Origin of the sequence: Pseudoalteromonas sp. Ld19 (genome assembly GCF_045064135.1) — a bacterium.
Lineage (GTDB): Bacteria > Pseudomonadota > Gammaproteobacteria > Enterobacterales > Alteromonadaceae > Pseudoalteromonas > Pseudoalteromonas aliena.
This window is the reverse complement of sequence record NZ_JBISHA010000019.1, coordinates 425215-449445: the sequence shown is the minus strand read 5'-3', so window position 1 is coordinate 449445 and position 24231 is coordinate 425215. Positions and strand designations below refer to the sequence as shown.

The following is a 24231-nucleotide window of genomic DNA, read 5'->3' as shown; positions in this document are numbered from 1 at the left end:
TGTTTACTTTTGTGACCCGAGTAGTCCGTGGCAAAGGGGAACAAATGAAAATACAAATCGCCTATTAAGGCAGTACTTCCCCAAAAAGACAAGCCTACATGGCTTTGACCAACGTTATTTAGATAAAATCGCTAATAAACTAAATAATCGACCAAGAAGAATATTAAACTATTTAACTCCTAATGATATGATTAAAAACCATGTTGCACTGACCACTTGATATCACCGTAGCCTTTTTTAATATATCCTTTTCTAATTCAATGCGTTGGATTTTCTTTTTAAGTTCGCGGATTTCAATTTGTTCGGGCGTCATTGGCGAAGCTAATGGTGTCTGACCATTACGCTCTTGCTTTAATTGAGTAACCCATTTACTGACGGTTGATTTACCCACACCCATCGCTTTGGCTGCTTCTTCTTGCGTATAACCTTGGTCTACTACAAGCTGAGCCGTTTCTAATTTAATTGCCGCTGAATATGTTGCGCGTTTTAATTTCGTCATTTTTTTACCCAAATTTGTATGCTTATTAGCATAACATTTCTTTCTTAATGGGTGGCCAAAATCACTGTACCACTACAGGTTTACCTTCCGTTACGCTCAAGTGCAGATCCACGAACAGGCGCTAAAGAAATTTAAAGCAAATGTAAGAGAACTCACTAACCGCAACTGGGGGATCTCAATGACCCTACAAATTCATAAACTCACGCAGTATTTACGCGGCTGGGGACACTACTACCTAATAGCCAACGCTTATCAACTAACAGTGGATTTAGATCATTGGATCCGTCGTAGGATAAGAATGTGCTACTGGCGGCAATGGCGTAAACCTCGCACCAAAGTACGCAGTTTAATGAAATTGGGTGTTAGCGAGCGACTCGCCATAGCCTGTGGTATCACCAGTAAAGGCCCTTGTAGAAGCTCAAAAACAAAAGGAATTAACATTGCGCTAGGTAATGACTATTTAGCATCACAAGGTTTAGTGTCATTGAAAGATATTTGGATCAATATTCATTACGGGAGATGAACTGCGCATTGCACTTCTTGTTAATAAAAAGCGCATGATGGGTGGTGTGGGGGCTGGAGGTTAGAGACCTCCGGCTACCCGATTATGTTTTTATTTGCAACTCTTTTTTACACATTAACTTAACTTCTACAATCGCTTTCTCGACAGCATTACATACGTCATACATATGATTTTCAACTTCATCGAAATCACTTGAATCATATCGACTGTGCAATACATTTTTCAGTTTATCTAAAACACTTTCTACATCACCATCAATGTAAACTGAATTAATAGATACCAATTCCATAAGCGATGAAATAGCCTGCTCTTTCTCCGCCCTTATCGTTTTTGATTCATTGATATGCTCTTGTGAGTTCACTCGGATCTTGTACTCTTCGCGCTTTCTTTCCAAATCTCTTTTGAGTGATGGAGAGTCGATCCACTCTTCACCTTGGGACAAGTAATATTCATGTTCTCGTTCAAGATATAATGCTTCCTGGAAAGCATTAGATTGATGAGTCGCATACTTTTTAACACTAAGTAGTTTGTTAAAAATGGATTCATATATTTCTTGTTTCTTAAGCCAAACTTGTTGATTTACCCAACCTTTAACTTGAAGCTCACTTTTTACACTTTCAACCACTTCGGTATTATTTTTCAAGAATTCAGATCTGACATTTTCAACTATTTTTGTATTAGCTTCTAAAAAGTCAGATCTTACTTTTTCTATTATCGTAGTATTCTCTGTTAATTCTTTTTTCAGCTTTTTAAATTCTGTTCTATCTGCAAGGTTCTTTGCTTTTTTATTTATAAAAACGACAAAAGCTCCTAACAAAATAGGTGACATAAAACTTGCGATTAATGTGGCTCCATCGATCAGATTCATACTTTCCTAAAAACATAACGTCTTAGTATTTATACGTTACGTTGTTTGTATCGTATAAATACCTTGTTGAACGAAGCATACTCCTCACTCAACATTTTTATTGGTATGCTTAATGCTATAGGAATTCTCTTTTTTAGGGAAGTCGTTGATTGCAGTTTTATTGGACACCCTTTTACTACTAGACGGGTTAGTTACTGTTCATTAATTTCATTTCTACGCTTTTTTATAGCGTTTCTGCCTGCTGTTATCTTTTTTGCTTATTTTAGGCAGCACCACATCTAAGCTGATCCTCTGTTACACCAACTTAGTTAACGAGTTATTTTAACGGTTCGACTTACTATTAACCACTATTCATTATGATGCTTCCCGTCGCTAGGCCGTCTATTTTTGCATCCTTTATACAAAGGCTTTTCAGTATCAGCCGCCCTTGCTTACATGATGGACACGGCCAATTAACGCTAACCGGCACTGTTGTCTCTGACTTTCCTTGATTTACAGCCTCATACTTACCTATTTGTGCGCTGATAATATCCCGCTTTTTGGCTCTACACGCACTGGCTAAAAAACCGTAGTGTCGTATTCGCATAAATCCACTTGGGAGCACATGCAGTAAATAGCGCCTAATAAATTCTATGCCCGTTAATGTCATTCGCTTTATTTTGCTGTCTCGGTAGTCTTTATAGCTAAACGTAACACTTTCTTTTGTTACCTGCTTGAGTCGTCCTTCATGCAACATGCCTTTACGTGTGTAGCGCCCAAGGTATTTCAACACCGTTTTCGGCTCGGTCAAATTCACCTTGCTGTGTACGCACCATGATTTTTTCATGAGCAATTCGTTTTGAGGTATCGTTAGTTTATGGCCCTAATGGCTGCTAGCATTTAAGACTGTATATATAAACAGTTTAAATTAAATAATAGAGAGAATAAATATCATCCAATAATTAAATGGTTGATAGGGAAAGTTTTAATAATTGCCTTGTGCTTTATTCAATGGCGCTTCGCTTAAAAAACCAAACCTTATAAAATCTCTACCACCATATATTCGTGGGCTACGTCTGCAATTGTTAACGTAATTTCATCATCAATTTGTTTATTTAATAACTGCTTACCCATTGGTGCGCCGGGTGTTACAACAGCAATTGCGTGCTGTTTAACATTTACTGTTAAACCACCTGCTGCGGGGCCTAAATAAAACCATTTTTGCGCTGCGTTATCATCTTCTAAACATACCAGCGAACCAATAGCTATTTTGTCGGTTGGCTTTTCGTTAAAGACAGGCTCAAACAATTCTATGTTTTTATAGCAATCGTTTACACGCTGGGCTTGGCCTTGCGCTAAATAAGCGGCTTCGAGCCCTAGAGTATCGTATTTGTTTTCGGCTATGTTTTCTTCATGTGTGGCGGTATCGTGCGCGGTTTTTGCCGCTACTTTTGCTGTTGTAAGCTGCGCTTCTAGTGCAAAACGAAGATGTTCGATAACGTGGGCTTTATTCATGGGGATTAATACAATACAGGCTGTAAAAATAAGGCAACTAGTTTAACATTTTTGCGGGGTTTAAAACCATTATTTTAAACCCCGCAAGTTTGGTTGGGATAGTTACCTTTAAAAATACTCTTTTCGTTTATTAAAAAAACCTATGGCATATCTAATAATGTTTGCGTGTGGGCATCTACTTTAACTTCGTAGTTTTTAGCGCTTAAGCCCAATAGCTCCGGCAAGGTTGCCGCTATACAAATAGACGAGAACGTACCCACTACAATGCCGGTAAATAATGCAATAGCAAAGCCTTGCAGTGGTGCGCCTGCAAGTAACCAAACGCTGGCAACCGTTGCAAGTGTGGTACCCGACGTTATTAAGGTACGTGTTAGCGTACTTTTAATCGCATTATTAATAATAGTCGCTGGGCTAAGTACATTGTTCGATTGAACACGTAAAAGCTCGCGCACTCTATCCCCTACTATTATTGAGTCGTTAAGTGAGTAACCAATAATAGCCAGTAAGCTGGCCAGCACGGTTAGGTTAAACTCAATTTGTAATAGTGAAAATAACCCAAGTACAAGTATTAAATCGTGCACTAGCGCTACCACAGAGCCGAGTGCTAAGCGCCACTCAAAACGCACTGCAAGGTAAATCATTACCGCAATCATTGCAGCAAACATGGCTAAACAGCCTTGATCAAATAACTCATCGCCCACTTGTGAGCCAATATAGGCCGACGATAAAACCTGTGCGTTTATATCATCATTTTGTGTAACGGCGCTTTGCCAATCAAGGTTATTAGCTGTTTTTGATGCACTTGGCGCTTCTCTTAATTGAAAATGGCTATTACCTTGCGCGGTTAGCTCAAACTCACCATTGTGATTTTTAGAAATAAACGATTGAAGCTCTTTTAGTTCAACGCTTTGGCTAGTTGTAAACTCTGTTAAATAGCCACCAGTAAAGTCTAGGCCAAAATTTAAACCTTTTTGCGCAAGCGTAACTACTGATAGCAGCACTAACATGGCGCTTAAAAGCATGCCCATAAAGCGTAAACGTGTGCCCGCCTCGCCTTTCAAAAAATAATTAAGCATGTACTTTTACTCCTGCTTTTTTACCCATTTTTAAATACAACGTTTGGCTTAATATTTTTGATACGTACACACCTGTAAATACAGACGTTAAAAGCCCCAGTGCGAGTGTAATGGCAAAACCTTTAACGGGCCCGTAGCCTATGCCGTATAAAATAAGTGCGGTGATCATGGTGGTTATATTGGCATCAAATATTGTATTTGCGGCTTGTTTATAACCCTCTTGAATAGCCTGATATGGTGCACGGCCTTGGCGACGCTCTTCTTTAATGCGTTCAAATATTATTACGTTAGTGTCTACCGCCATACCTATGGTTAGTACTAGGCCTGCAATACCTGGCAGCGTTAACACAACCCCTGGTAATAATGACATTAAGCCTACAAGCGACGTTAAATTTAATATAAGTGCCACGTTTGCAATAAGACCCAAACGGCGATACCAAAGCGCCATAAATGCAAGGGTAATACCCATCCCTAACATAAGCGCGGCGAAGCCATTACTAATGTTTTCTTGACCGAGGCTTGGCCCTATTGTTTGTTCGTGCACAATTGTAACGGGCGCGGTAAGTGAGCCTGCACGTAGTAACAATGCTAGATCGGCTGCCGCTTGTTGGCTTCTCATATTGGTAATACTAAAACGCGAACTTAAATGCTGAGCAATATTGGCAACGTTAATAACGTCGCTTTTTTTAACTACTTCGCCTTTAGCATTTTGAGAATATTCAGAGTAAACCGTCGCCATTGGCTTACCAATATTGGCTTTTGAAAACGCCGACATCGCATCGCCGCCTTGGCCATCTAAACTTAGTTGTACCAATGGTTTACCCCAATCGTCGCGGCCTATATTGGCATTATTAATATGATCCCCCGTAAAGATTGGTACAGGATCGAGCTTTATAGTCCCACCCGATTGCATATTAAATGTTTGTCCGCCAATTTCTTTTAATTGATAAAAGCCAAGCGATGCGGTTGCACCGATAATACGCTTGGCTTCGCTAGGATCTTGCACGCCTGGTAGTTCTATACGAATACGGTGCTTACCTTGTCGCTGTGTTACGGCTTCGGTAATACCTAATTCTTCAATACGTGAGCGAAGGGTTGTAAGTGTTTGCCCCATAACTTCTTTATCAAAGCTACTGCGCCCTTGCTCTGAATAACTAAATCTGGCAGTTTTAACGCTGCCGTTATTGCTTGTTACCACGGCTAAATTAGCAAATCGGCTTTGTAGCTCTTCTATAACGGGGGCTAACTTGTCGGTTGCATTAGGCAATGCGTTTATTTCAAACCCGTGCTGAGTTTGCTGCGCTTTTACGCCGTGTGCTTTTTGCTTAATAATGATCGATTTAGCTTGTAGATACGCACTGACTAATTGCTCATCAACGGCTTTATCTAAATCTACGTCTAGTACAAATAGCACACCGCCATTTAAATCAAGGCCAAGCTTTATTGGTGATAAACCAAAGTCTTGTAACCATGTAGGGCTGGTTGCATGCTCAACAATTTTAACTTGCGTGTTTGGGTAGTGTGCTTTTATAGCCGCTTGCGCCTGAGCGCTTTTGGTTGGCTCGTTTAAAAGTAGATTAATAGTTGAGTGCTTATCTAAGCCCTGCTCAATCTCTAGCCCTTGATTATTTAAAAGGGTAACTAGGGTTTTAGTGCTCGGTAAAAATTGTGTTTCGCTGTGCGGGGTAGCAATGATGTGCAACCACGATTTATTTGGATATAGGTTTGGTAATGCGCTGATAGCTAATAAAACCAGTACTATTAGCATGGCGATATAGCTTAATTTAAACTTAGCCGTAGACGGCTTTTTATCTTTTTTAAAACTTAACATGTTTAATCCTTATTGCCAGCAAAGCTAGCAACGTACTTTTTAAAAGCACAATTAATCTGCAGGCTAAAACTTTAAAGTTAAAACCTAATAAAATTAAATAAGGAAAATCAAGCGTGGTAGGTAGTTACAGCTCTGTAGAGTAAGTTTACATCTTTCCAGCCACTCAAGCGCGACTTTTTACTATTCGTGACAAGCGTATACCAAGGCTGTATAGGATTAACCGCTCTTGGTCGTAAAAATATATGCCTAACAAGGTTTTGAGCAAAAAATTCAAAAACCACATCGTATTCTGGCTCACTTTGAACAGCGTGCAAAAACAACGACGAATTATGTGCCGTCAACCTTGGTTGGTGCGCGTCAAAATCGGTTTGATGTGTTTTTTTATGTTGTGGAGTATCTACAGACTCAGTAGCAGGCTGTATTTTAGTTAAATCGCCAATATGAGTAAGCGAAGCCTGCGTACTAACATTTATATTTAAATTTTGTGAGACGCCCATTGCATTGCTCTGCACACTAAAAAGTGCAGCAAGTAGCAAAAAGGCAGTTAAAAACACTCTAAATTTAAACATTCACGTTTTAAAACTAAAATAAGGGATGCGTAGTATATAAGGGCTAGTATTTGAAATACAATAGCCCTTAGCTATTTACTATATAATTTTACTGAGACTTTTAATGCGCCCCAGACAAAGCAGTGAAAAACGACCAGACGCCATGAATTTACGCCATAGTGTAAAAACACTGTGGCCCTACCTTACAAAATTTAAAGGCCGTGTTTTTATTGCACTTATGGCGCTTATAGGCGCAAAAGGTGCCACGCTGTTAATGCCTTGGGCGCTTAAAGAAATAATAGACTCGGTTGATAAGTCAATTAACCCACTGTTAGTTATTCCTGCTTTATTATTGTTGATGTACGGTGCGCTACGTTTTGCTAGCGTATTTTTAGGTGAAATAAGAGATGCTGTATTTTCGCGCGTAACCGAGCACGCCATGAGCGATATTGGTTTAAAGGTATTTAAGCATTTGCATTCACTTGAGCTAGCCTTTCATTTAGACAGGCAAACCGGCGGTATTAGCCGTGATATAGAGCGCGGTACTAGCGGTTTAAGCTTTTTAATGCGTTTTTTAATGTTTAACATTGTACCTACTTTGTTTGAAATACTGACCGTTGCGATTATTTTTGGCACGTTGTTTTCTGTTTGGTTTGCGCTTATTACATTACTGGCAGTCGCTATTTATATTAGCTTTACTGTGGTGGTTACCCAGTGGAGAAACCGCTTTATTAGAGAAGCAAACGCTGCCGACAATCAAAGTAATACCCGCGCCATAGACAGCCTACTTAATTATGAAACGGTAAAGTATTTTAATAATGAGCAGTTTGAAGCAAAAACGTACGACACCTTTTTAGCAAACTGGGAAAAAGCCCGTTTAAAAAATAGAATGTCGTTGCTCGCTCTCAACTCAGGCCAAGCACTCATTATTGCCTGTGCTATTACCGCGTTAATGTGGTTGGGCTCAACCGAAGTAGTCGCAGGTACGCTCTCTATTGGTGAACTTGTGATGATTAACGCATACATGATTCAGCTATTTTTACCGCTTAACTTTTTAGGTTTTGTGTACCGCGAAATAAGACGCGCGCTAACTGATCTTGAAAATATGCTTGGGCTACTTAACAAAAAACCACAAATAACCGACTCACTTAATGCTAAAGAGCTTACTATTAGCCAAGGTGAGATAACATTTAACAATGTAAGCTTTAGTTACGATACGCATCGGCCTATTCTTAATAACCTTAGTTTTAGTGTTAAAGCTGGCAGCAAAGTAGCCATTGTTGGTGCCAGTGGTGCAGGTAAAAGCTCATTGGCCCGACTGCTTTATCGTTTTTATGATGTAAGCGCTGGTGAAATTAGTATCGATAATCAAGCAATAAACTCAGTAACACTTAATAGTTTACGAAAAGCCATTGCTATTGTGCCGCAAGACACCGTGCTGTTTAACACTACTATTCGTGAAAATATTGCTTACGGCAGGCCATCAGCAAGCGATGCTGAAATTGACGAAGCCATTGCAATGGCGCACTTAAAAGACTTTATAGCGACACTTGATAAAGGCGATAAAACACTGGTTGGCGAACGTGGTTTAAAAGTATCCGGCGGCGAAAAACAGCGTATTGCCATTGCACGCGCTATTTTGAAAAAGTCCCCTATTTTAATTTTTGATGAAGCAACATCGGCACTCGACTCTCATTCTGAGCAAGCAATACTCGCGGCAATGCGTGAAGTTGCACAAAATCATACAAGTGTCGTTATAGCCCATAGGTTATCTACTATTACCGATGCCGATAACATACTGGTATTTAGCAAAGGCGAATTAGTTGAACAAGGTACTCACGCAGAGCTATTAATACACAAAGGCCAATACTCACAAATGTGGTTATTACAGCAACAAGAAGATTAATAAAATTACGTTTTTAAAAGCCTCAAAAAATCAAAAGCGAAGCCGTTACCTTAAAAATATACAGCATATAAATTAGGTAACTGCTTTGAGGTAAATTTTCCGCACTCGTTTTTTAATATACGAAGCTCCTAGGAGCTGTTGATCTTTGCTGTATATAAATTGTTCACGCATGCATTGGCAGCCACATCATCAAAAAACTAAGCGTAACCATACTTGAATAATTACGCAATAACTTATCGTATCTTGTTGCTATCGCTCGATAATTTTTAATTCTACCAAATGCATTTTCAACTAAATGCCTGTATCTATATAAGCACCAATCAACATCCTCATTCCCTTTCTTCTGGTGTTTTCTTCTTGGAATTGTTGAATCTGCTCCCATTTTTTCTACTTCCTCACGAAAAGTGTCGCTATCGTAACCCTTATCTGCGACAACATGTTCAGCTTTCGGCGAGTTTTCTACCAAACTTTTTGCATGAACGATATCGTTTACTTGTCCTTGTGAAAGCTCAAAGTAAACAGGTAAGCCGCCGCTATCTACCGCTAAATGGATCTTGGTTGAGTTGCCTCCTCGACTTTTCCCTATATCTTCGGTCGCTGAAGAAGCTGCCCCTGTTCCATGTTGATGAGCACTGATAATACTCCCATCTATAAAGAGCCATTCGACGTCTTCAGAATCCACTAATGCATTGAAAGCATGAGATAAAACCCCTTTGCTTGACCATAGGTTAAATCGTCGAAAGACCTTGCTCCAGCACCCAAATTCTTTTGGTAAATCACGCCATGGCAAACCTGTTCGCATCCGATAAAGTATTCCTTCCATCGTTATTCGATGCGCTGGCTTATCATAAATTCTCCCCGAACTTAACATTGCTTTGTACAGGATTTCCCAACGTTCATCTGTTAACATTAGCCTTGGCATAGTGAGTCGCTATTCTTTGTTTTTGGCGAAGTAAATTATACCTGCTCACTATGCTGTTTAAAAAGTATACTTGAAAGATCAACAGCCCCTAGGTATAACTTTTAAATCCATTTAATATCATTCTCCCTGTGAGCACTAACTTAGTAAGTGCTCTTTTTATTTGTATGTAATACTTAACCTGAACTCTGGTTAAGAGATTTACTAACGTATTGAATCATAGTGATATTTAAATTTATTTTTCTCTAGCCAGAGATTTTCAGTGAAAACAAAGCGAATTTACGCGTCAATAGCGAGCCTATTGCAAGTAAATTCAACGCAGTTAGCGCTGAAAATAGCTGCTCAAGATAGATTTATTATCCAGAGTTCAGGTTACTTACTAGCCCTTGAATGCATTTACCTTTAGAATACGCACTATAATTTCATTCTATTATTTACATACATTAAGGCGAAACGCAGATGGGAAGAGCTTACCAAAACAAAAAAGATTCAATGGCTAAGACTGCGGGTGCTAAAACTAAAGTTTATTCTAAGTACGGCAAAGAAATTTATATTTGTGCTAAAAACGGCGGTGTAGATCCAGATGGTAACTTATCATTACGTCGTTTAATTGAGCGCGCTAAAAAAGACCAAGTACCAGCACACGTTATTGACCGCGCAATCGACAAAGCAAAAGGTGGCGGCGGTGAAGACTACGCAGCAACCCGTTACGAAGGTTATGGCCCTGGTAACTCTATGATTATTGTTGACTGTTTAACAGATAACAACAAGCGTACCTTTGCTGATGTACGTGTTTGTTTTACCAAAGCACATGCTAAAATTGGCGCTCAAAACTCTGTTTCACATTTATTTGATCATCTTGCTATTTTTGTATTTGACGGTGATGACGACGAAGCCGTACTTGAAGCACTTATGATGGCTGATGTTGATGTAACTGATGTAGAAGTAGATGACGGTAAAGTCACTGTTTTTGCTCCTCACACAGAGTACAACAACACACGTACAGCGCTTGAAGAAATGGGCGTAACTGAATTTGACGAAGACCTAATTAGCTTTGTGCCACAAATTGAAACACCTATTGAAGGCGAAGACGTTGAAGTTATGGAACGCTTTTTAGCAATGTTAGAAGATTGTGACGACGTACAAAACGTTTACCATAACGCGCAATTCTAAACGCCAAATAATTATAAAAAAGGGAGCAACGTGTAACACGTTGCTCCCTTTTTAGTTTATGATTTTTCAATTAACTGCAGTTATTTAGTGCGCTTAAACGGGTAAATCTGTTGTTTAAGCATACCTACTGGCATGTAATCCCCGACTACACCATACGCTTGTGGCCACTCTTTTTGGCCTTTAACAGCCGTGCCAAACACATAATCTAAAAACGAAAAATGCGCAGCGTAGTTACGATCAATCGCGGCTTTGTCTGACGCATGATGCCAATGATGAAACTGCGGTGTCACCATCAAATATTTTAGCCAACCAAATTTGACACGTACATTTGCATGGTTAAATACCGCCTGTAAACCCACAATAATTACGTACAAACTAATTATTTGCTGTGAAAACCCCAGTACAAATATGGGTGTGAGCACTAAGCTGCGCGTAACCAGTATTTCAAGAATATGTTGGCGAGAGCCCGCTAACCAATCCATTTCTTTAGCGCTGTGATGTACGCCATGAAAGCGCCATAATAAAGGGATTTCATGATAAGCACGGTGCACCCAATATTGCATTAAATCGGCCACGAGTATAATTAAAAACAGCTGTACCACAAAGGGTGTTTGCTCTATATAACCTTGTATTGTCGACGATACAGCCCACCCAAAGCCATAATGCACAAAGTGATTAGTAACGAGTAATACAAAGCCAATAATTAAATGATTTACAAAAAAGTGATTTAAGTCTCCTCGCCATTCACTACGTAATATTTTTTGATCTTTACGATGAGGAAATAACTTTTCAATCACAATAAATATGAGTGTTGAGCCGAGTAAATCTAAAATAAACCAATCGAGCCCTATATAAGGTGTATCAGAAGCAAATTCGTTTACTTCAACGTTTGGTCCGCCAAACATAATGGCGAGTAAAATAAAAAACCATGCCGTAGCCCCTAAGCGCTTATTGGTATTACGTACAAAGTTAAGTAACCCTAAACTGCCCGAAAGCAATAATGCTGCAAACATAAGCTGACGTAAAAAATCGACGCTATAGCTTTTACGTAGCTCTGGCGTGGTTAAATATTCAGGAAAGTGAAACGCTAATACGCCTAAGCAACTCAGTACTGCTAAAAAGCAGGCTACGTAACCGCTTATATTACCTTCACCTATTTGCAGATGATTAGTGCGAAATATCTTTCGTGATAAAGCTTTGATCATTGTTGTTATTCCTTGCGTCGTTGAGTTGATTAAGTACAACGAAATTTCCATTGGTTTACACGTCGCTATATTAACAAAATTTGGGGTATAAAAAATACAATTAGATCACCCCCTACGTCTCTGCTGACAAGTATTCATATAATTCAAGCACAAAAAAGCCACGCAATACGTGGCTTGGTTGGATAAAGCAAAAACTTTTACACGGTCAATTATAAGTACTGACCTAATGCTTTAACTTGATCTAACATGCGGTTTGAGAAACCCCATTCATTGTCGTACCAAGCCATGACTTTAACTAGTTTACCGTTTACTTTAGTTTGCGTTGAATCAAAGATGGACGACGCTGGATTATGATTAAAGTCGATAGATACAAGCGGAAGCTCATTGTATTGTAAAATATCTTTCATCAAACCTGTCGATGCTTCTTTCATAATTGCATTGATTTCTTCTGCCGTTGTATCGCGTTTACTGATAAACGTAAAATCAACTAAAGAAACATTGATTGTAGGTACACGTACCGACATACCGTCTAATTTACCTGCAAGCTCTGGTAGTACCAAACCTACCGCAGCAGCTGCACCCGTTTTCGTTGGGATCATAGATTGAGTTGCACTACGCGCACGGTATAGATCTGGATGGTACACATCAGATAAGTTTTGATCGTTCGTGTAAGCATGGATTGTCGTCATGCTGCCTTGTTCGATACCTACGGTATCGTTAATTGCTTTTGCTAGAGGTGCTAAACAGTTAGTAGTACAAGACGCATTAGAAATAATGTTGCTATCAGCATTTAGTACATCGCTGTTAACTCCATGAACAACAGTTGCATCCATATCTTTACCAGGAGCTGAAACAATTACTTTTTTAGCGCCTGCTTCAATATGTTTTGCAGCATCATTACGCGCAGTAAAAAAGCCAGTACATTCTAAAACGATATCTACGTTTAGCGCTTTCCATGGTAAGTTTGCAGGGTCGCGCTCTTGCGTTAACGTAATTACGTCATCACCAATTAACATGGTGTTGTTTTCAAGTGTTACTTTTTTAGAAAATTGACCATGTACAGAATCATATTGCGTTAAATGTGCATTAACATTAGCAGGTGCTAAATCATTAATTGCGACAATTTTAATTTCGTTGTTTTGAGCTGACTCGTAAAGTGCACGTAATACATTGCGACCGATACGACCATAACCGTTAATTGCTACATTAATCATTTTAGACTCCTATTTAAGTTCACTTGCTTGGCGAGCAAGCGCTTCAATGGCTTGCCAGTCTTTATTTTCTATAAGTTGTTTATTTAGCATCCATGTACCACCTACACATATAACGTTGTTAAGCGCTAAATAGTTAGGTGCAGTTGCTAAGCTTATACCACCCGTAGGGCAAAAAGTAATATGAGGTAATGGACCTCCGATTGACTTAAGCATGGCCGTTCCGCCTGCGGCCTCTGCAGGGAAGAACTTTAAATATTTAAAACCATGACTTGCTAACTGCATAACTTCACTTGCCGTCGCAGCACCTGGTAAAAATGGTATATCTGATGTTTTAGCCAAAGTAATCAGCTCATCACTCACACCTGGGCTCACCATAAAATCTGCACCAGCGGCAACTGATGCATCAAAGCTCGCTTTATCAACCACAGTACCTGTACCCACATAAGCTTCTGGCACTGCTGCTTTCATTAGCTTTACAGCTTCTGCTGCAATGGGCGTACGCAGCGTGATTTCCAAGGCTTTTAGGCCACCGTTAAATAACGCTCTTGCAAGTGGTGCTGCATCTTCTAATTTTTCGATTACAACCACTGGCACAACGGGTGCCGATGCTAAGATTTTTTCAATACTCATTACTTGTTCCTCATTACCCAGTATGGCTAATATTTATTCAAGTCCAAAAGCACTCGCGCCTAAATCGGCGCTGCTTACGATATTTCTAAATCCAGTAAATAATTCGCGACCTGTACCAAATGTTGCACTTGGCAGGCTAAGTTCTGCTTCACGTTTAGCGAGCTCTTCATCGCTAACATGTACTTTTAATATTCCGTTTGGCGCATCAAGCGTCACTAAATCGCCTTCACGAATTTTAGCGATAATGCCGCCCTCTACTGCCTCTGGCGCTAAGTGAATTGCTGCAGGTACTTTACCTGACGCACCTGACATACGGCCATCCGTAACAATGGCGACTTTAAAACCTTCATCTTGAAGCGTTGCCATTACGGGAGTGAGTTTATGTAGCTCTGGCATGCCTTTCGCTTTAGGGCCTTGCTCTTTTAGCACAGCAATAAAGTCTTGATTTAATTCACCACGCGTATATGCATCTTGCAGAGCACTTTGTGAGCTAAATACTTTTGCAGGCGCAGTAACCACTTGATGCTCGATAGCAACCGCTGACACTTTAATAACGGCTTTACCTAAGTTACCAGTAAGCAGTTGCAAACCACCTTGCTTACTAAATGGGTTGCTCACTGGGCGAAGTACTTCTTCGTCATGTGAGTTTGCTGGGCAATCTACCCATTTAATTTTAGTTGGGCCGGTTGAGTTGCTCATAATCAAACTTTCGTCTTTATCTAAACGAGGCTCTGTCATGTAAGGCGCAAGGCCATCACCCAACATTGTTTTAACGTCTGTGTGTAAGTAACCAGCGCTTGCTAGCTCTCGCATTAAGAAACCCATACCACCGGCTGCTTGAAAATGATTTACATCTGCTGAGCCATTCGGGTAAATACGCGTAAGCAGTGGAACAACTTCTGATAAATCAGACATGTCTTTCCACGTAACCTGAATGCCCGCAGCTTTAGCAATAGCAACAATATGAATTGCATGGTTTGTAGAGCCGCCTGTTGATAAAAGACCCACTAAGCCGTTTATAATTGTTTTTTCGCTGATCACATCAGCTAAACACGGGCTTTCTTTGTCGTCTGTAAGTTGCTTGAGCATGGTTTCTACAGCATTACCTGTAAGACCATCACGAAGCTCTGTATAAGGATTAATGAATGAACTACCTGGAAGGTGCAAACCCATTATTTCCATTAACATTTGGTTTGAATTTGCTGTGCCATAAAACGTACACGTACCTGCGCTATGGTAAGAGGCGCTTTCGGCCTCTAATAAGTCTTCGCGACTTACTAAGCCTTGTGCAAATTTTTGGCGAATACGGGCTTTTTCTTTATTAGGAATACCTGATTGCATTGGCCCTGCTGGTAAAAAGAACACAGGTAAATGACCAAATGACAATGCACCAATTAACAAACCAGGGACAATTTTGTCGCAAACGCCTAAACAAAAAACACCATCAAACACATCGTGCGAAAGCGAAATTGCCGTAGACATAGCAATTACATCGCGAGAAAAAAGTGACAGTTCCATGCCGTCACGCCCTTGCGTAACACCATCACACATTGCGGGTACACCACCGGCAACTTGTGCTGTAGCATCGTACTTTGTAGCAATGTTTTTAATTAAATCTGGGTAGTCTTTATACGGCACATGAGCCGACAGCATATCGTTGTATGAATTTATAATGGCAAGGTTTGGCTGTTCATCAGCTTTCAAGCGCGCTTTATCATCGCTGCTACAAGCGGCCATAACATGGGCTATATTACCGCAACCTAATCCAGCACGAACTCTTGTTTGTTTTTTTGCGTGCGAAATACGATCTAAATAATCTTGACGGGTATTTTTGCTGCGTTCAATAACGCGCTGGGTAACTTCTTGAATACGAGGATGTAACATAATTTAACTCATCTCTATTAGTTAGAGGATAAAGGCTCAGTAGCAATTACAGACTCCACGTAAATAACTGCACTGAGCATCTTTGACTTACCCGTTCAAAGGTACGCTACCAAGGAGCCTCTCACAACGACCTTGACACCGGTGTCAGGGTATTAACGCATGAACATGACACCGGTGTCAACTGTAGTTATTAAAAATAGCTTAACTTTTTAACATGACTAAATAATGAACGCTTTGATTTTTGTGTACAAGAAGAACTTTAGCAAGTTTTAACCAAAAAAAGCCCGAATAAGCGTCACTCATATTCGGGCTACTGTGAAAATATTTTATATTAAATTTTTACTTGAGCGGTTGATTCACGTGCTATTAATCGAGATTCAAGAGTAACTTGACATGGTTGATCTTGAGATTGTGAAATATGTGAAATTAACTCGCTTACAGCAAGTTTCGTCATTTCTTCAACTGGTTGCGCTATTGTTGTTAAGCCAGGCCAAATATGGCGAGCAATGGGTGCATCGTCAAAGCCTGCTATAGAAATGTCATTCGGTACGGTTAAATTTCTTTGAGTAGCTAATTTAAGTACCGCAGCTGCCATGTAATCGTTAGAGGCAAAAACTGCCGTTGGCCTTGGCGATAAATCTAAAATGCTACGCGCACTATTCACACCAGAGTGATAACTAAAGTTACCCTCTTCTACTAGTCGCTCATCAAATTCAATTTTATGGTTTGCAAGCGAACGCCTGTATCCTTTAAAACGTTGTTGCGTCGCACTGTGATCAGGATGACCTTTAATAAATGCAATTGATTTATGGCCAAGGCTAATTAAATGCTCTGTTATTTCAAAAGCGCCTTGTTCGTCGTTACTGCGTACAGAAATCGAGTCATCTTGTAATACTGCAGATGCCACTCTGGCATACGGTATTTTTTTGGCTTTTAAAAGATTGACCAACTCAGCAAAATCACCAAACGGAGGCGTGAGCACGATGCCGTCTAAACGCGATGTTTGTAACAACTGTTCAATATTATTAATTAAAGCATCCCCTCTTAATTCACAAGGGTGTATCAAAAGGTTGTAATTATTTTCTCTACAAGCGGCTAAAGCACCTGTTTGTACACGCGTTATATAACTTTTACTTGGATTATCGTAAAGGCAACCAATAATGAAACTACGATTTTGAGCAAGGCCTCGTGCTATTGGATTGGGTGTATAATCGAGTTCTTTAAATACCGCAAGCACCTTTTCACGAGTTGCCGCACTCACATTTGGTTCGTTATTTAAAACGCGCGATACGGTTTTTTTAGAGACACCAGCATGACTAGCTACACTATTTATGGTTACTTTTTTCATCTATCCATTATCCAAATACAACCAACAAGGCTAAAAGTCTATTTGCTATTGTGTAAACACGCAGCAGCACCAATTAGTGGAATATTATCTTGCGTTACCAGTGTGACAGGAATTTGCCCTGCGTATTGCGACATAATACCCTTTTGCGAGAATCGTTCAACAAAACGGCTTTCAAGTAAACGAGATTGCATACGCGGCAATATACCACCACCAATGAACAAACCGCCTAAAGCACCATAAGCTAATGCTAAATCGCCAGCGACACTGCCTATCCAATCACAAAATTGGTTTAACGTTGCATCACATACCGTGCACTCACCACTATTTGCTAAACTACTAATTTGTGCAGCATCTAAATTTTTGGCAGTAACTCCCTTAACCGCAGCCATCGCTTTGTATAAATGCGTTATGCCTGGACCTGAAAAAACGGTTTCTACTGACACGTGAGGATGCTCTTTACGTAACTCATTTATAAGCAATACATCTAATTCGTTAACAGCGGCAAGGGATATGTGCCCCCCCTCTGAACTTAACACCGATGTAGAATGTGAGGTTCTTACCAAACATGCAGCGCCAAAACCAGTGCCTGGTCCCATAACACCAATGTTTGCATTTTCATCAGCTTGGCCCGTTTTAATGGTTACGTTTTGCTGAGGATCTAAATACGGCGACGCATAGGCAAACGCTGCAAAATCATTAATAACGTCTAATTGTTCAAACTCAAAATGCTGTTTAAATTCGTTGACGCTAAAGTGCCACCCTAAATTAGTCAGATGCACTTGCCCTGCTTTAATAGGTCCTGCCACCGCTAAACATGCACGTTTAGGTTTAATATGAGAAACTGTCGATAAATAAAGCGTTAACGCTTTTTCGAGCGAACCAAAATCAGCACTGGGAAATGTGTTGTTGTGCTCTATCGTAAATTGATTTTTTGAATCATCAAAAGACGTTATAAGAGCAAAGCGTGCATTCGTGCCGCCAACATCAGCAACTAGAATAGGGTCAAATTGAGTAGAAGAGTGTAAGCTCATGGTGTTATCTCTTTTGTTTAAGCGATTCATGCTTATTATTCTACAATGGTAAACCATTGATATTTATTTACTTTGGGCTATCACCCCAAGGCAGCTATCACAGTAAAAATACTGCCTATAAAACAAACATAGGCAGCTAATACGTTTTGACAACAAAATGATAAAACGTCCACATTATGACACCGGTGTCATTGCCAAATCAATAAATAAATGCGTTTAAACACAAAAAGCTTGAAAAAATTAATTAATAAACGAAAATGGCACAATTATTTATCACTTCAATTAAGTTGTAACAAATGAAAGGTAAAGCTACATCATTTGACATTGCCCATTATGCAGGGGTATCTCAATCAACTGTATCTCGTGCTTTACGTAATAGTCCACTTGTTAACGAAGAAACCCGCAAACGTGTTCACGACATAGCAAAAAAACTTAATTACAAAGTAGATAAAAATGCCAGCAACCTTCGCACACAGCAAAGTAGCACACTCGCCCTGCTTTTGTTTGAAGATCCAACCTCAGATGACTCGCAAATTAATCCCTTTTTTCTAGCTATGCTCGGCAGTATTACCCGCGCGTGTGCAAAAGAAGGTTACGATCTTTTAGTCTCGTTTCAATCTGCTAGCGCCGATTGGCAAGCTGACTATGAAGACAGCCACAGAGCCGATGGAATTATCTTGCTTGGCTATGGCGATTACATCGATTTTCAACCAAAATTTAATACCTTACTAGAGCAAAATACTAAATTTGTATGCTGGGGTGCAAAAGTTGATAACCGCCCAGATCTCACCGTTTGCTGCGATAACTACGGTGGAGGTAAACAAGCTGCTGCCCATTTTATTGCCCATAGTCGTACTGATTGCGCATTTATTGGTGATGCGTCGGATCATAGTCCTGAGTTTTTCTCTCGTTTTCAAGGATTCAAAGATGAGCTGCTTGAAAATAATGTCACCTTAAACGAGCGAAAAATGGCAAACGCAATATCCACTGAAGAGTCTGGCTATCACGCGACCCGCTCTTTAATTGCAAATAATATTAAATTTAATGCATTATTTGCAGCCAGTGATTTAATTGCAATTGGTGCAATACGGGCACTCAAAGAAGCTGGTATTAGTGTGCCTAAAGACGTTGCAGTTGTTGGCTTTGATAATATAGCCATAGCAAGTTACGTAAACCCACCACTTACGACTATAGAGCAAAATACGACGGTTGCTGGGCAAATGCTGGTGGAAAATTTATTAAAACTTATACGCGGACAAGAAGTACAAAGCACCTTATTACCCCCGCTGTTAATTGCCAGAGGCTCAAGTTAATTTAAGCACTCTGAGACATTATGTAATACGAACCTGATCTGGGACTGTCACACCAATAAATTCTAATTTTCCAACTCTTATATTTAGCAAAACCTAAGGTAGCAATTTTTGCTTTTCTACCTTAGGTTTTGCGTGACGCTTATTAAACGATTAGGAATCAACTTGTTATTTCTTTAGCGCCGTGAATATTGACAAGCCAATTTGTTCTGCAAGCTTAGCTGGAACTGCATTGCCTAACTGCCTCATCACTTCCCCCCAAGAACCTTCAAAACTGAAATCGTCTGGAAAAGCCTGTATTCTTGCACTTTCGCGAACAGTGTAATATCTAACGCTACCATCCTCAAAACGAATCATATTTTCTCCACCAGGCACGCCATGCGCTCCTGCTTTAAGAGCCTTTGAAGGCTCATCGATATAACTACCAGTATGACCTGGGTAGATTTTAGCTCCACCTTTAAACACATGTTGATTATAATTTTTTGCATCTTCATGTTCGCAGTCGGGTAAACCAGATAAAGCATCACGCACTGTTACCCAAGGCAGGCTTTGTGGCGTTGATAAGCGATATTTCTGGCGAATCTTATCCACTTTTTTTAACATTTTTTCTTGCGCAATTTGCACAGGCAGATTGTGCCGCTTCCAATATTCACCTGAAACCCACTTATCCCAAATTAAAGATTCTTCTGAGTGAGTCGGTTTAGGAAACTCCCAGTTTTGGTCAATATCCGATCGAAAGCCAATAAAAAAAATGCGTTCTCGCTTTTGAGGAATACCATAATCAGCTGCATTAACAAGCTTACAGGTTACTTTATATTCTAATTGCATGTGATCACTTTGAGCATGATAGTGATCCAATCTAGATTTATGTAGCCGCCAAGGCTCATCAATAGCTTTGTTTAACGAGGGATATTGAAGCTGTAAAGTAATATAATCAAAATAATCAGAGAATGACTTTCTCATTAAACCTTTAACATTTTCAAATATGAAAGCTTTTGGTCTTTTTTCACGAATTGCGCGAATTGCTTGAGGGAACATATCTCTAGAATCTTCATTCCCTTTCGCTTTACCGCCCAAAGAAAAAGGCTGGCAAGGTGGGCCTCCCGATATCAAATCGATATCAGCATCAATCGCTGTATAATCAAAGTTTACGACACTGCATTCATACACACATTTTCCGAAATCAAATGCACTATTGAGTCTAATTGTTTTACAAGCATTTTTGTTCAACTCAACAATGGCTTTATGATGAAAGCCACTTTTAACCAAACCAAGCGCCAACCCCCCGCCACCAGAAAAAAGCTCAATTGAATTCATAGAAACCTTAAAACCGTATTTTTCATGTTATTGTTCTCAAGTTTACTACTTATTTCAGTGTAAATCTTCTTTGCCTTTATACTTCTTAATCCTAATTTATTCAAAGAAAGTAAGGCCTGCGGCCTTACTTTCTGCTAACTCTCACTTTACTATTTTAATTTTTCAGCCCAAGCTCTCCCCGGATGTATTTTATCCCATTCAGATTTTTCCTGCTCGTAACGACCTTTACCTGGATCATGATTTCCAAAGCCATCTATTTTTGTATTCCATATTGGTTGGTATCTATTGATAAGGACTGATTCAACCACAGAGATAATTGCACTCATTTCTATAGGTATGACCATAAATTTGCATTTAAAATCCATTATATTAAGATTTGATGTTTGCTTGATACTTCTTGCATGCTCGTTAAGTCTGTTTTTCAACTTGGGTTCTTCACGTGCGATGAACGTACCAGTTCTAGCTCCAGTAGGGACAGCTTTTCCAATATAAATAGGCTTACCTGATAGAGCTAAGTATTTAGGGTTTTTACCACTGTAATAGAGTGCATAAACTCCCGAACCATTAAATTGACTACTTATAGGTAATTGATGTTTTGGTGTGGATTCAAGGAATCGTGCAGCTTCATTTGCGAGTTGAACAAGTTGATGTGATTGAAATGTTTGAGACAAGACATTGATTGTCATTTAAATTATCCATAATTTAATTAAAATTCATGTGAACCTTATAACACAAGGACTTTTTCTACAATATGAATAGACTAACTCCGTCTATAATTTAACTAGCTAATATCCCCGCGTTAGCTCTTATTATGTTTTTATTACTAAATATAAATTAAGTAAATTTTTGTAATTAGATATCTAATTACAAACATCATCATGGCTAAGCTGAGTTCTACTTAAGCTATAAGTAATAAGCTAAATACTTCATAATTTAAATTGAGTGAATCACTTACGTCGAATCAAAACTAACTTGGTCAAAGTACGGGTTTTGTGTGCACGATTTAAGCACGCTAATTGTTGTTAGCACAATGAGTTGCAGCTCGCTATTGACGTTAACGACTATGCACTCCTCTCGATTAGCATTACGTTTTGTGTCAGTTGCTATACCACGCATAGTGTCACCACTTTTTAAAACAATCTCAACGTGTAAACGGTTCATACAGGCTATTTCAACATAATCGTGTTGGTCGCAACTAATCATAAAAGATCCTTTGTTTTATTTTAAAATAACCCTAAGCCCAATAACACAGCAAATAATACATCAAACCCGCCAATCCACCGTAAACCATAGCAACGGGTATAAAATTTAAAACTCCGTGCTGTTTGTCGGTCAGTTTATATTTATAAAATAAAAACAGATACAGAGGCACTACAACAAAGTATTAAATTATACCTTGCCCGCTACCAATAATTAGAAAGCCCCTAATTGCGCCACCAACGGTTACTGGCAAACAAGGTAAGTAATGCGACTAAGCCTATAACTGACGCAATCATAAACGAGCCGCTAAGCAAACCTAAAGCCGATACAGACATTAGTGACTCAGCGCCGTCAAAGCTAAACGTAGCCGTTAACGTATTAGGGATCGCCCTTAACTTAAATGATAAACCTAATAATAAAAAGCCACTCGCTAATAAAAAATTCATTAAAATTAACAAATACTCGTAATGCGAATGCAGGTTTTAACATTCGTGGACTATCTCCAGTATACTCAACCTTGGTTTCTGACGTCTTTTTTTCTGAATATAGTTAAGTGCCACCCCCAATGCAGTGAGCCCAATCTTAAAAATAGAGTGGTAAAAAATGAGCCTAAAATGCACCAAATATAATCTATGTTAAGACTAAATAAAGCACCATAAACAAGCCCACCAGCTAAACATGCAGATGCATAAGGTTCACTGCGCATAACGGTTGGTACCTCACGGCAAATAACATCGCGTATTAACCCACCAAAAATCCCTGTTGTTATACCCATGGTAATGGCGACAACCATGCCAGAGCCATTAATTAGTGCTTTTTCGATTCCCATGATATTAAATAATGCCATACCAACAGCGTCTACGAGTAAAAAATAATAGTTATTAACGTGCGGTAGATATCGAATAAATACAATTGTTGCTATGACGGCGCCATAAGTAAAATATAAATATTCAGGCATTGCAATCCAAAATACTGGCTTGTTTAAAAGTATATCTCTGAGGGTCCCGCCGCCTAAAGCGGTAACCGTTGCCACCACAACGACACCAAATCCGCTGATGTTTTTTTCATACCCGAGCAACGCTCCCGCAACAGCAAAAAAAGCGACTCCGATCAGCCCTAGTACCATAAAGTAGTCAGCAGTCATGGTCATTCCTTTTTAAAATATATCAGGCACTGATTCAACTTGCATACCAAAGTCACAATTAGGGAAATATAAACATAACAAATTGAAAGTATTTACTTTATTTCACTTATAGAAAATTAAATGCGACTTACCCAAGGTAATTATTCTAATTATATGTATTTTTTACACACTAAAATGAACAAACGCTTTAATTTAGGTTGCGACCTTAATCAGGTAAATAACAGCCTATATTAACGCATAAAAGTTGCTACACTAGGGCGTGTTGACCTTTCGTGATTAATTTTGCAGCAGACTGTTTGGTACTTAGGCAAGGTAGCGCCTATGTCGTGTGGTTGTTCCCCATAAATAGGCGATAACGCAGCAAAAATGCCAAACATGCGCTGCCCTTTGAGCTCGATCTAGGGGCGATTAACTCTTTGTTGCTCAGTTTTTACTTATTCTTACAGGGATGTAAGCCATTAGAGTAACGCAGGAGCAGTTACCGAGCCCACTCGATTACAAACCTCGCGCCGCGATTAAATCGCCCCTAAATTGAACAAATTTCAATCTACAAAGATCAACACGCCCTAGTTCGCTACAACTTTGTATCTTACGCAAAGCATACTAATAAAATGGAGATGCCCGAACACCATGAAATTAACAACACCTATGCCCCCAGAAGAGGCTGATTTTGAAGCCTTAAAAGCTGGTCTCACTGCATTTAATGAATCTTTTACTGGCATTGTATTTAGAGAAAAAGTGTCTGCTTTTGTAAAAAATGACTCAAATGAAATTTTTGCCGGCATATTAGGTGAAATTAATTGGGGATGGATGCACATTCAAGGCCTATGGGTTGACACCAGTGTTCGTAAAGTGGGTTGGGGACTTAAACTTTTATCTGAAATGGAGGGCTATGCTTTGTCAAAAGGAATTAAAAATGTACGGCTAGAAACAACCACATTTCAGGCACTCGATTTTTATATTAAAGCGGGATATTCTATTTTTGGTGAATTAGCCAACATGCCTAATGGACACACCAGTTATTTTTTACAAAAGCAGCTAAACGTATAACAACGCGATCAAAAATAGACGTCAAATAATGCAATAAAATTTAAAGCAGCCCTAAAGCTGC

Annotated in this window: 23 protein-coding genes and 2 pseudogenes; 6 read left to right on the top strand and 19 right to left on the bottom strand. The window is 39.4% G+C overall.

What is annotated here, in order from left to right; translation table 11 throughout:
* The coding region (locus tag ACJJVZ_RS11865) for an IS30 family transposase (RefSeq protein ID WP_405600675.1) at positions 1 to 220 on the top strand (220 nt) is incomplete at its 5' end.
* Between the two features lie 12 nt (positions 221 to 232).
* Here ACJJVZ_RS11865 and ACJJVZ_RS11860 read toward each other — a convergent pair.
* Positions 233 to 499, bottom strand: a pseudogene (locus ACJJVZ_RS11860) (transposase); the annotation flags it as partial.
* 79 nt (positions 500 to 578) lie between these two features.
* Here ACJJVZ_RS11860 and ACJJVZ_RS11855 point away from each other — a divergent pair.
* Positions 579 to 1022 (top strand): annotated as a pseudogene (locus tag ACJJVZ_RS11855) (group II intron maturase-specific domain-containing protein); the annotation flags it as partial.
* Between the two features lie 82 nt (positions 1023 to 1104).
* On the opposite strand, the gene ACJJVZ_RS11850 reads toward ACJJVZ_RS11855, so the two are convergent.
* The 6 genes from ACJJVZ_RS11850 to ACJJVZ_RS11825 form a co-directional block, all read right to left on the bottom strand.
* Positions 1105 to 1890 carry a hypothetical protein gene (locus tag ACJJVZ_RS11850; RefSeq protein ID WP_405600673.1) on the bottom strand — a complete coding sequence of 262 codons (786 nt, stop codon included), beginning with the start codon at positions 1888 to 1890 and terminating at the stop codon, positions 1105 to 1107.
* Between the two features lie 340 nt (positions 1891 to 2230).
* Positions 2231 to 2716: a transposase gene (locus ACJJVZ_RS11845; RefSeq protein ID WP_405600671.1), complete on the bottom strand. Its 486-nt coding sequence runs from the start codon at positions 2714 to 2716 to the stop codon at positions 2231 to 2233.
* Positions 2717 to 2907: 191 nt separating this feature from the next.
* Positions 2908 to 3384, bottom strand: coding sequence for a GreA/GreB family elongation factor (locus ACJJVZ_RS11840; RefSeq protein WP_193155435.1), 477 nt, complete (start codon positions 3382 to 3384; stop codon positions 2908 to 2910).
* Positions 3385 to 3524: 140 nt separating this feature from the next.
* Positions 3525 to 4460 (bottom strand): protein translocase subunit SecF, encoded by a 936-nt coding sequence (gene secF / locus ACJJVZ_RS11835; RefSeq protein WP_138585956.1) that lies wholly within the window; start codon positions 4458 to 4460, stop codon positions 3525 to 3527.
* Positions 4453 to 6291 carry a protein translocase subunit SecD gene (gene secD, locus ACJJVZ_RS11830; RefSeq protein WP_405600668.1) on the bottom strand — a complete coding sequence of 613 codons (1839 nt, stop codon included), beginning with the start codon at positions 6289 to 6291 and terminating at the stop codon, positions 4453 to 4455. Before secD ends, secF begins: the two co-directional genes overlap by 8 nt.
* A 107-nt stretch (positions 6292 to 6398) precedes the next feature.
* Complete coding sequence (locus ACJJVZ_RS11825) at positions 6399 to 6860, bottom strand: hypothetical protein (RefSeq protein ID WP_405600666.1); 462 nt, start codon at positions 6858 to 6860, stop codon at positions 6399 to 6401.
* 103 nt (positions 6861 to 6963) lie between these two features.
* Between ACJJVZ_RS11825 and ACJJVZ_RS11820 the strand changes: the two genes are divergently transcribed.
* Positions 6964 to 8745 (top strand): ABCB family ABC transporter ATP-binding protein/permease, encoded by a 1782-nt coding sequence (locus ACJJVZ_RS11820; protein WP_405600664.1) that lies wholly within the window; start codon positions 6964 to 6966, stop codon positions 8743 to 8745.
* A gap of 163 nt (positions 8746 to 8908) precedes the next feature.
* On the opposite strand, the gene ACJJVZ_RS11815 is transcribed toward ACJJVZ_RS11820, so the two are convergent.
* Entirely contained in the window at positions 8909 to 9667 is a 759-nt protein-coding gene (locus ACJJVZ_RS11815; RefSeq protein ID WP_405600662.1) for an IS5 family transposase, read from the bottom strand.
* Positions 9668 to 10123: 456 nt separating this feature from the next.
* Between ACJJVZ_RS11815 and ACJJVZ_RS11810 the strand changes: the two genes are divergently transcribed.
* Entirely contained in the window at positions 10124 to 10837 is a 714-nt protein-coding gene (locus tag ACJJVZ_RS11810) for a YebC/PmpR family DNA-binding transcriptional regulator (RefSeq protein WP_405600660.1), read from the top strand.
* 80 nt (positions 10838 to 10917) lie between these two features.
* Here ACJJVZ_RS11810 and ACJJVZ_RS11805 read toward each other — a convergent pair whose 3' ends face one another.
* From ACJJVZ_RS11805 to glk, 6 genes are all read right to left on the bottom strand, one after another.
* Positions 10918 to 12042, bottom strand: coding sequence for a sterol desaturase family protein (locus ACJJVZ_RS11805; protein WP_405600658.1), 1125 nt, complete (start codon positions 12040 to 12042; stop codon positions 10918 to 10920).
* A 209-nt stretch (positions 12043 to 12251) separates the two neighbouring features.
* The gene (gap, locus tag ACJJVZ_RS11800) at positions 12252 to 13256 is read right to left on the bottom strand and encodes a type I glyceraldehyde-3-phosphate dehydrogenase (protein WP_405600656.1); all 1005 of its coding nucleotides are present in this window, start codon (positions 13254 to 13256) and stop codon (positions 12252 to 12254) included.
* A 9-nt stretch (positions 13257 to 13265) separates the two neighbouring features.
* Entirely contained in the window at positions 13266 to 13886 is a 621-nt protein-coding gene (eda, locus tag ACJJVZ_RS11795; protein WP_405600654.1) for a bifunctional 4-hydroxy-2-oxoglutarate aldolase/2-dehydro-3-deoxy-phosphogluconate aldolase, read from the bottom strand.
* Positions 13887 to 13919: 33 nt separating this feature from the next.
* Positions 13920 to 15770 (bottom strand): phosphogluconate dehydratase, encoded by a 1851-nt coding sequence (gene edd, locus ACJJVZ_RS11790; protein WP_405600651.1) that lies wholly within the window; start codon positions 15768 to 15770, stop codon positions 13920 to 13922.
* A gap of 331 nt (positions 15771 to 16101) precedes the next feature.
* On the bottom strand, positions 16102 to 17118 hold the full coding sequence (locus tag ACJJVZ_RS11785; RefSeq protein ID WP_405600648.1) for a LacI family DNA-binding transcriptional regulator: 1017 nt from the start codon (positions 17116 to 17118) through the stop codon (positions 16102 to 16104).
* Positions 17119 to 17156: 38 nt separating this feature from the next.
* Positions 17157 to 18149 (bottom strand): glucokinase, encoded by a 993-nt coding sequence (gene glk, locus ACJJVZ_RS11780; RefSeq protein WP_405600646.1) that lies wholly within the window; start codon positions 18147 to 18149, stop codon positions 17157 to 17159.
* Positions 18150 to 18445: 296 nt separating this feature from the next.
* On the opposite strand from glk, the gene ACJJVZ_RS11775 reads away from it, so the two are divergent.
* Positions 18446 to 19462, top strand: coding sequence for a LacI family DNA-binding transcriptional regulator (locus ACJJVZ_RS11775; protein ID WP_138585966.1), 1017 nt, complete (start codon positions 18446 to 18448; stop codon positions 19460 to 19462).
* Between the two features lie 165 nt (positions 19463 to 19627).
* On the opposite strand, the gene ACJJVZ_RS11770 is transcribed toward ACJJVZ_RS11775, so the two are convergent.
* The 5 genes from ACJJVZ_RS11770 to ACJJVZ_RS11750 all read right to left on the bottom strand — a co-directional run bounded on the left by ACJJVZ_RS11770 (position 19628) and on the right by ACJJVZ_RS11750 (position 23120).
* The gene (locus tag ACJJVZ_RS11770) at positions 19628 to 20776 is read right to left on the bottom strand and encodes a DNA cytosine methyltransferase (RefSeq protein ID WP_405600644.1); all 1149 of its coding nucleotides are present in this window, start codon (positions 20774 to 20776) and stop codon (positions 19628 to 19630) included.
* Between the two features lie 149 nt (positions 20777 to 20925).
* A complete protein-coding gene (locus ACJJVZ_RS11765) occupies positions 20926 to 21462 on the bottom strand; it encodes an Eco29kI family restriction endonuclease (RefSeq protein ID WP_405600642.1) in 537 nt (178 codons plus the stop codon).
* 265 nt (positions 21463 to 21727) lie between these two features.
* Positions 21728 to 21979, bottom strand: a complete 252-nt coding sequence (locus ACJJVZ_RS11760) for a Rho-binding antiterminator (protein WP_405600639.1) — start codon at positions 21977 to 21979, stop codon at positions 21728 to 21730.
* 221 nt (positions 21980 to 22200) lie between these two features.
* On the bottom strand, positions 22201 to 22422 hold the full coding sequence (locus ACJJVZ_RS11755) for a hypothetical protein (RefSeq protein ID WP_226894517.1): 222 nt from the start codon (positions 22420 to 22422) through the stop codon (positions 22201 to 22203).
* A gap of 65 nt (positions 22423 to 22487) precedes the next feature.
* Positions 22488 to 23120, bottom strand: a complete 633-nt coding sequence (locus ACJJVZ_RS11750) for a trimeric intracellular cation channel family protein (protein ID WP_405600637.1) — start codon at positions 23118 to 23120, stop codon at positions 22488 to 22490.
* A 630-nt stretch (positions 23121 to 23750) separates the two neighbouring features.
* Here ACJJVZ_RS11750 and ACJJVZ_RS11745 point away from each other — a divergent pair.
* Positions 23751 to 24170 (top strand): GNAT family N-acetyltransferase, encoded by a 420-nt coding sequence (locus ACJJVZ_RS11745; protein ID WP_405600635.1) that lies wholly within the window; start codon positions 23751 to 23753, stop codon positions 24168 to 24170.
* The last annotated feature ends 61 nt before the right edge of the window (positions 24171 to 24231 follow it).

Excerpts from the sequence above, each read along its gene's own strand:
- ACJJVZ_RS11825 (WP_405600666.1), bottom strand. The coding sequence starts at position 6,860 with ATGTTTAAATTTAGAGTGTTTTTAACTGCCTTTTTGCTACTTGCTGCA.
- gap (WP_405600656.1), bottom strand. The coding sequence starts at position 13,256 with ATGATTAATGTAGCAATTAACGGTTATGGTCGTATCGGTCGCAATGTA.
- ACJJVZ_RS11815 (WP_405600662.1), bottom strand. The coding sequence starts at position 9,667 with ATGCCAAGGCTAATGTTAACAGATGAACGTTGGGAAATCCTGTACAAA.
- ACJJVZ_RS11775 (WP_138585966.1), top strand. The coding sequence starts at position 18,446 with ATGAAAGGTAAAGCTACATCATTTGACATTGCCCATTATGCAGGGGTA.
- ACJJVZ_RS11750 (WP_405600637.1), bottom strand. The coding sequence starts at position 23,120 with ATGACTGCTGACTACTTTATGGTACTAGGGCTGATCGGAGTCGCTTTT.
- eda (WP_405600654.1), bottom strand. The coding sequence starts at position 13,886 with ATGAGTATTGAAAAAATCTTAGCATCGGCACCCGTTGTGCCAGTGGTT.
- ACJJVZ_RS11785 (WP_405600648.1), bottom strand. The coding sequence starts at position 17,118 with ATGAAAAAAGTAACCATAAATAGTGTAGCTAGTCATGCTGGTGTCTCT.
- ACJJVZ_RS11770 (WP_405600644.1), bottom strand. The coding sequence starts at position 20,776 with ATGAATTCAATTGAGCTTTTTTCTGGTGGCGGGGGGTTGGCGCTTGGT.
- ACJJVZ_RS11820 (WP_405600664.1), top strand. The coding sequence starts at position 6,964 with ATGCGCCCCAGACAAAGCAGTGAAAAACGACCAGACGCCATGAATTTA.
- ACJJVZ_RS11755 (WP_226894517.1), bottom strand. The coding sequence starts at position 22,422 with ATGAATTTTTTATTAGCGAGTGGCTTTTTATTATTAGGTTTATCATTT.
- ACJJVZ_RS11745 (WP_405600635.1), top strand. The coding sequence starts at position 23,751 with ATGAAATTAACAACACCTATGCCCCCAGAAGAGGCTGATTTTGAAGCC.
- ACJJVZ_RS11850 (WP_405600673.1), bottom strand. The coding sequence starts at position 1,890 with ATGAATCTGATCGATGGAGCCACATTAATCGCAAGTTTTATGTCACCT.
- ACJJVZ_RS11845 (WP_405600671.1), bottom strand. The coding sequence starts at position 2,716 with ATGAAAAAATCATGGTGCGTACACAGCAAGGTGAATTTGACCGAGCCG.
- ACJJVZ_RS11765 (WP_405600642.1), bottom strand. The coding sequence starts at position 21,462 with ATGACAATCAATGTCTTGTCTCAAACATTTCAATCACATCAACTTGTT.
- secD (WP_405600668.1), bottom strand. The coding sequence starts at position 6,291 with ATGTTAAGTTTTAAAAAAGATAAAAAGCCGTCTACGGCTAAGTTTAAA.
- ACJJVZ_RS11805 (WP_405600658.1), bottom strand. The coding sequence starts at position 12,042 with ATGATCAAAGCTTTATCACGAAAGATATTTCGCACTAATCATCTGCAA.
- ACJJVZ_RS11840 (WP_193155435.1), bottom strand. The coding sequence starts at position 3,384 with ATGAATAAAGCCCACGTTATCGAACATCTTCGTTTTGCACTAGAAGCG.
- glk (WP_405600646.1), bottom strand. The coding sequence starts at position 18,149 with ATGAGCTTACACTCTTCTACTCAATTTGACCCTATTCTAGTTGCTGAT.
- ACJJVZ_RS11810 (WP_405600660.1), top strand. The coding sequence starts at position 10,124 with ATGGGAAGAGCTTACCAAAACAAAAAAGATTCAATGGCTAAGACTGCG.
- edd (WP_405600651.1), bottom strand. The coding sequence starts at position 15,770 with ATGTTACATCCTCGTATTCAAGAAGTTACCCAGCGCGTTATTGAACGC.
- ACJJVZ_RS11760 (WP_405600639.1), bottom strand. The coding sequence starts at position 21,979 with ATGATTAGTTGCGACCAACACGATTATGTTGAAATAGCCTGTATGAAC.
- secF (WP_138585956.1), bottom strand. The coding sequence starts at position 4,460 with ATGCTTAATTATTTTTTGAAAGGCGAGGCGGGCACACGTTTACGCTTT.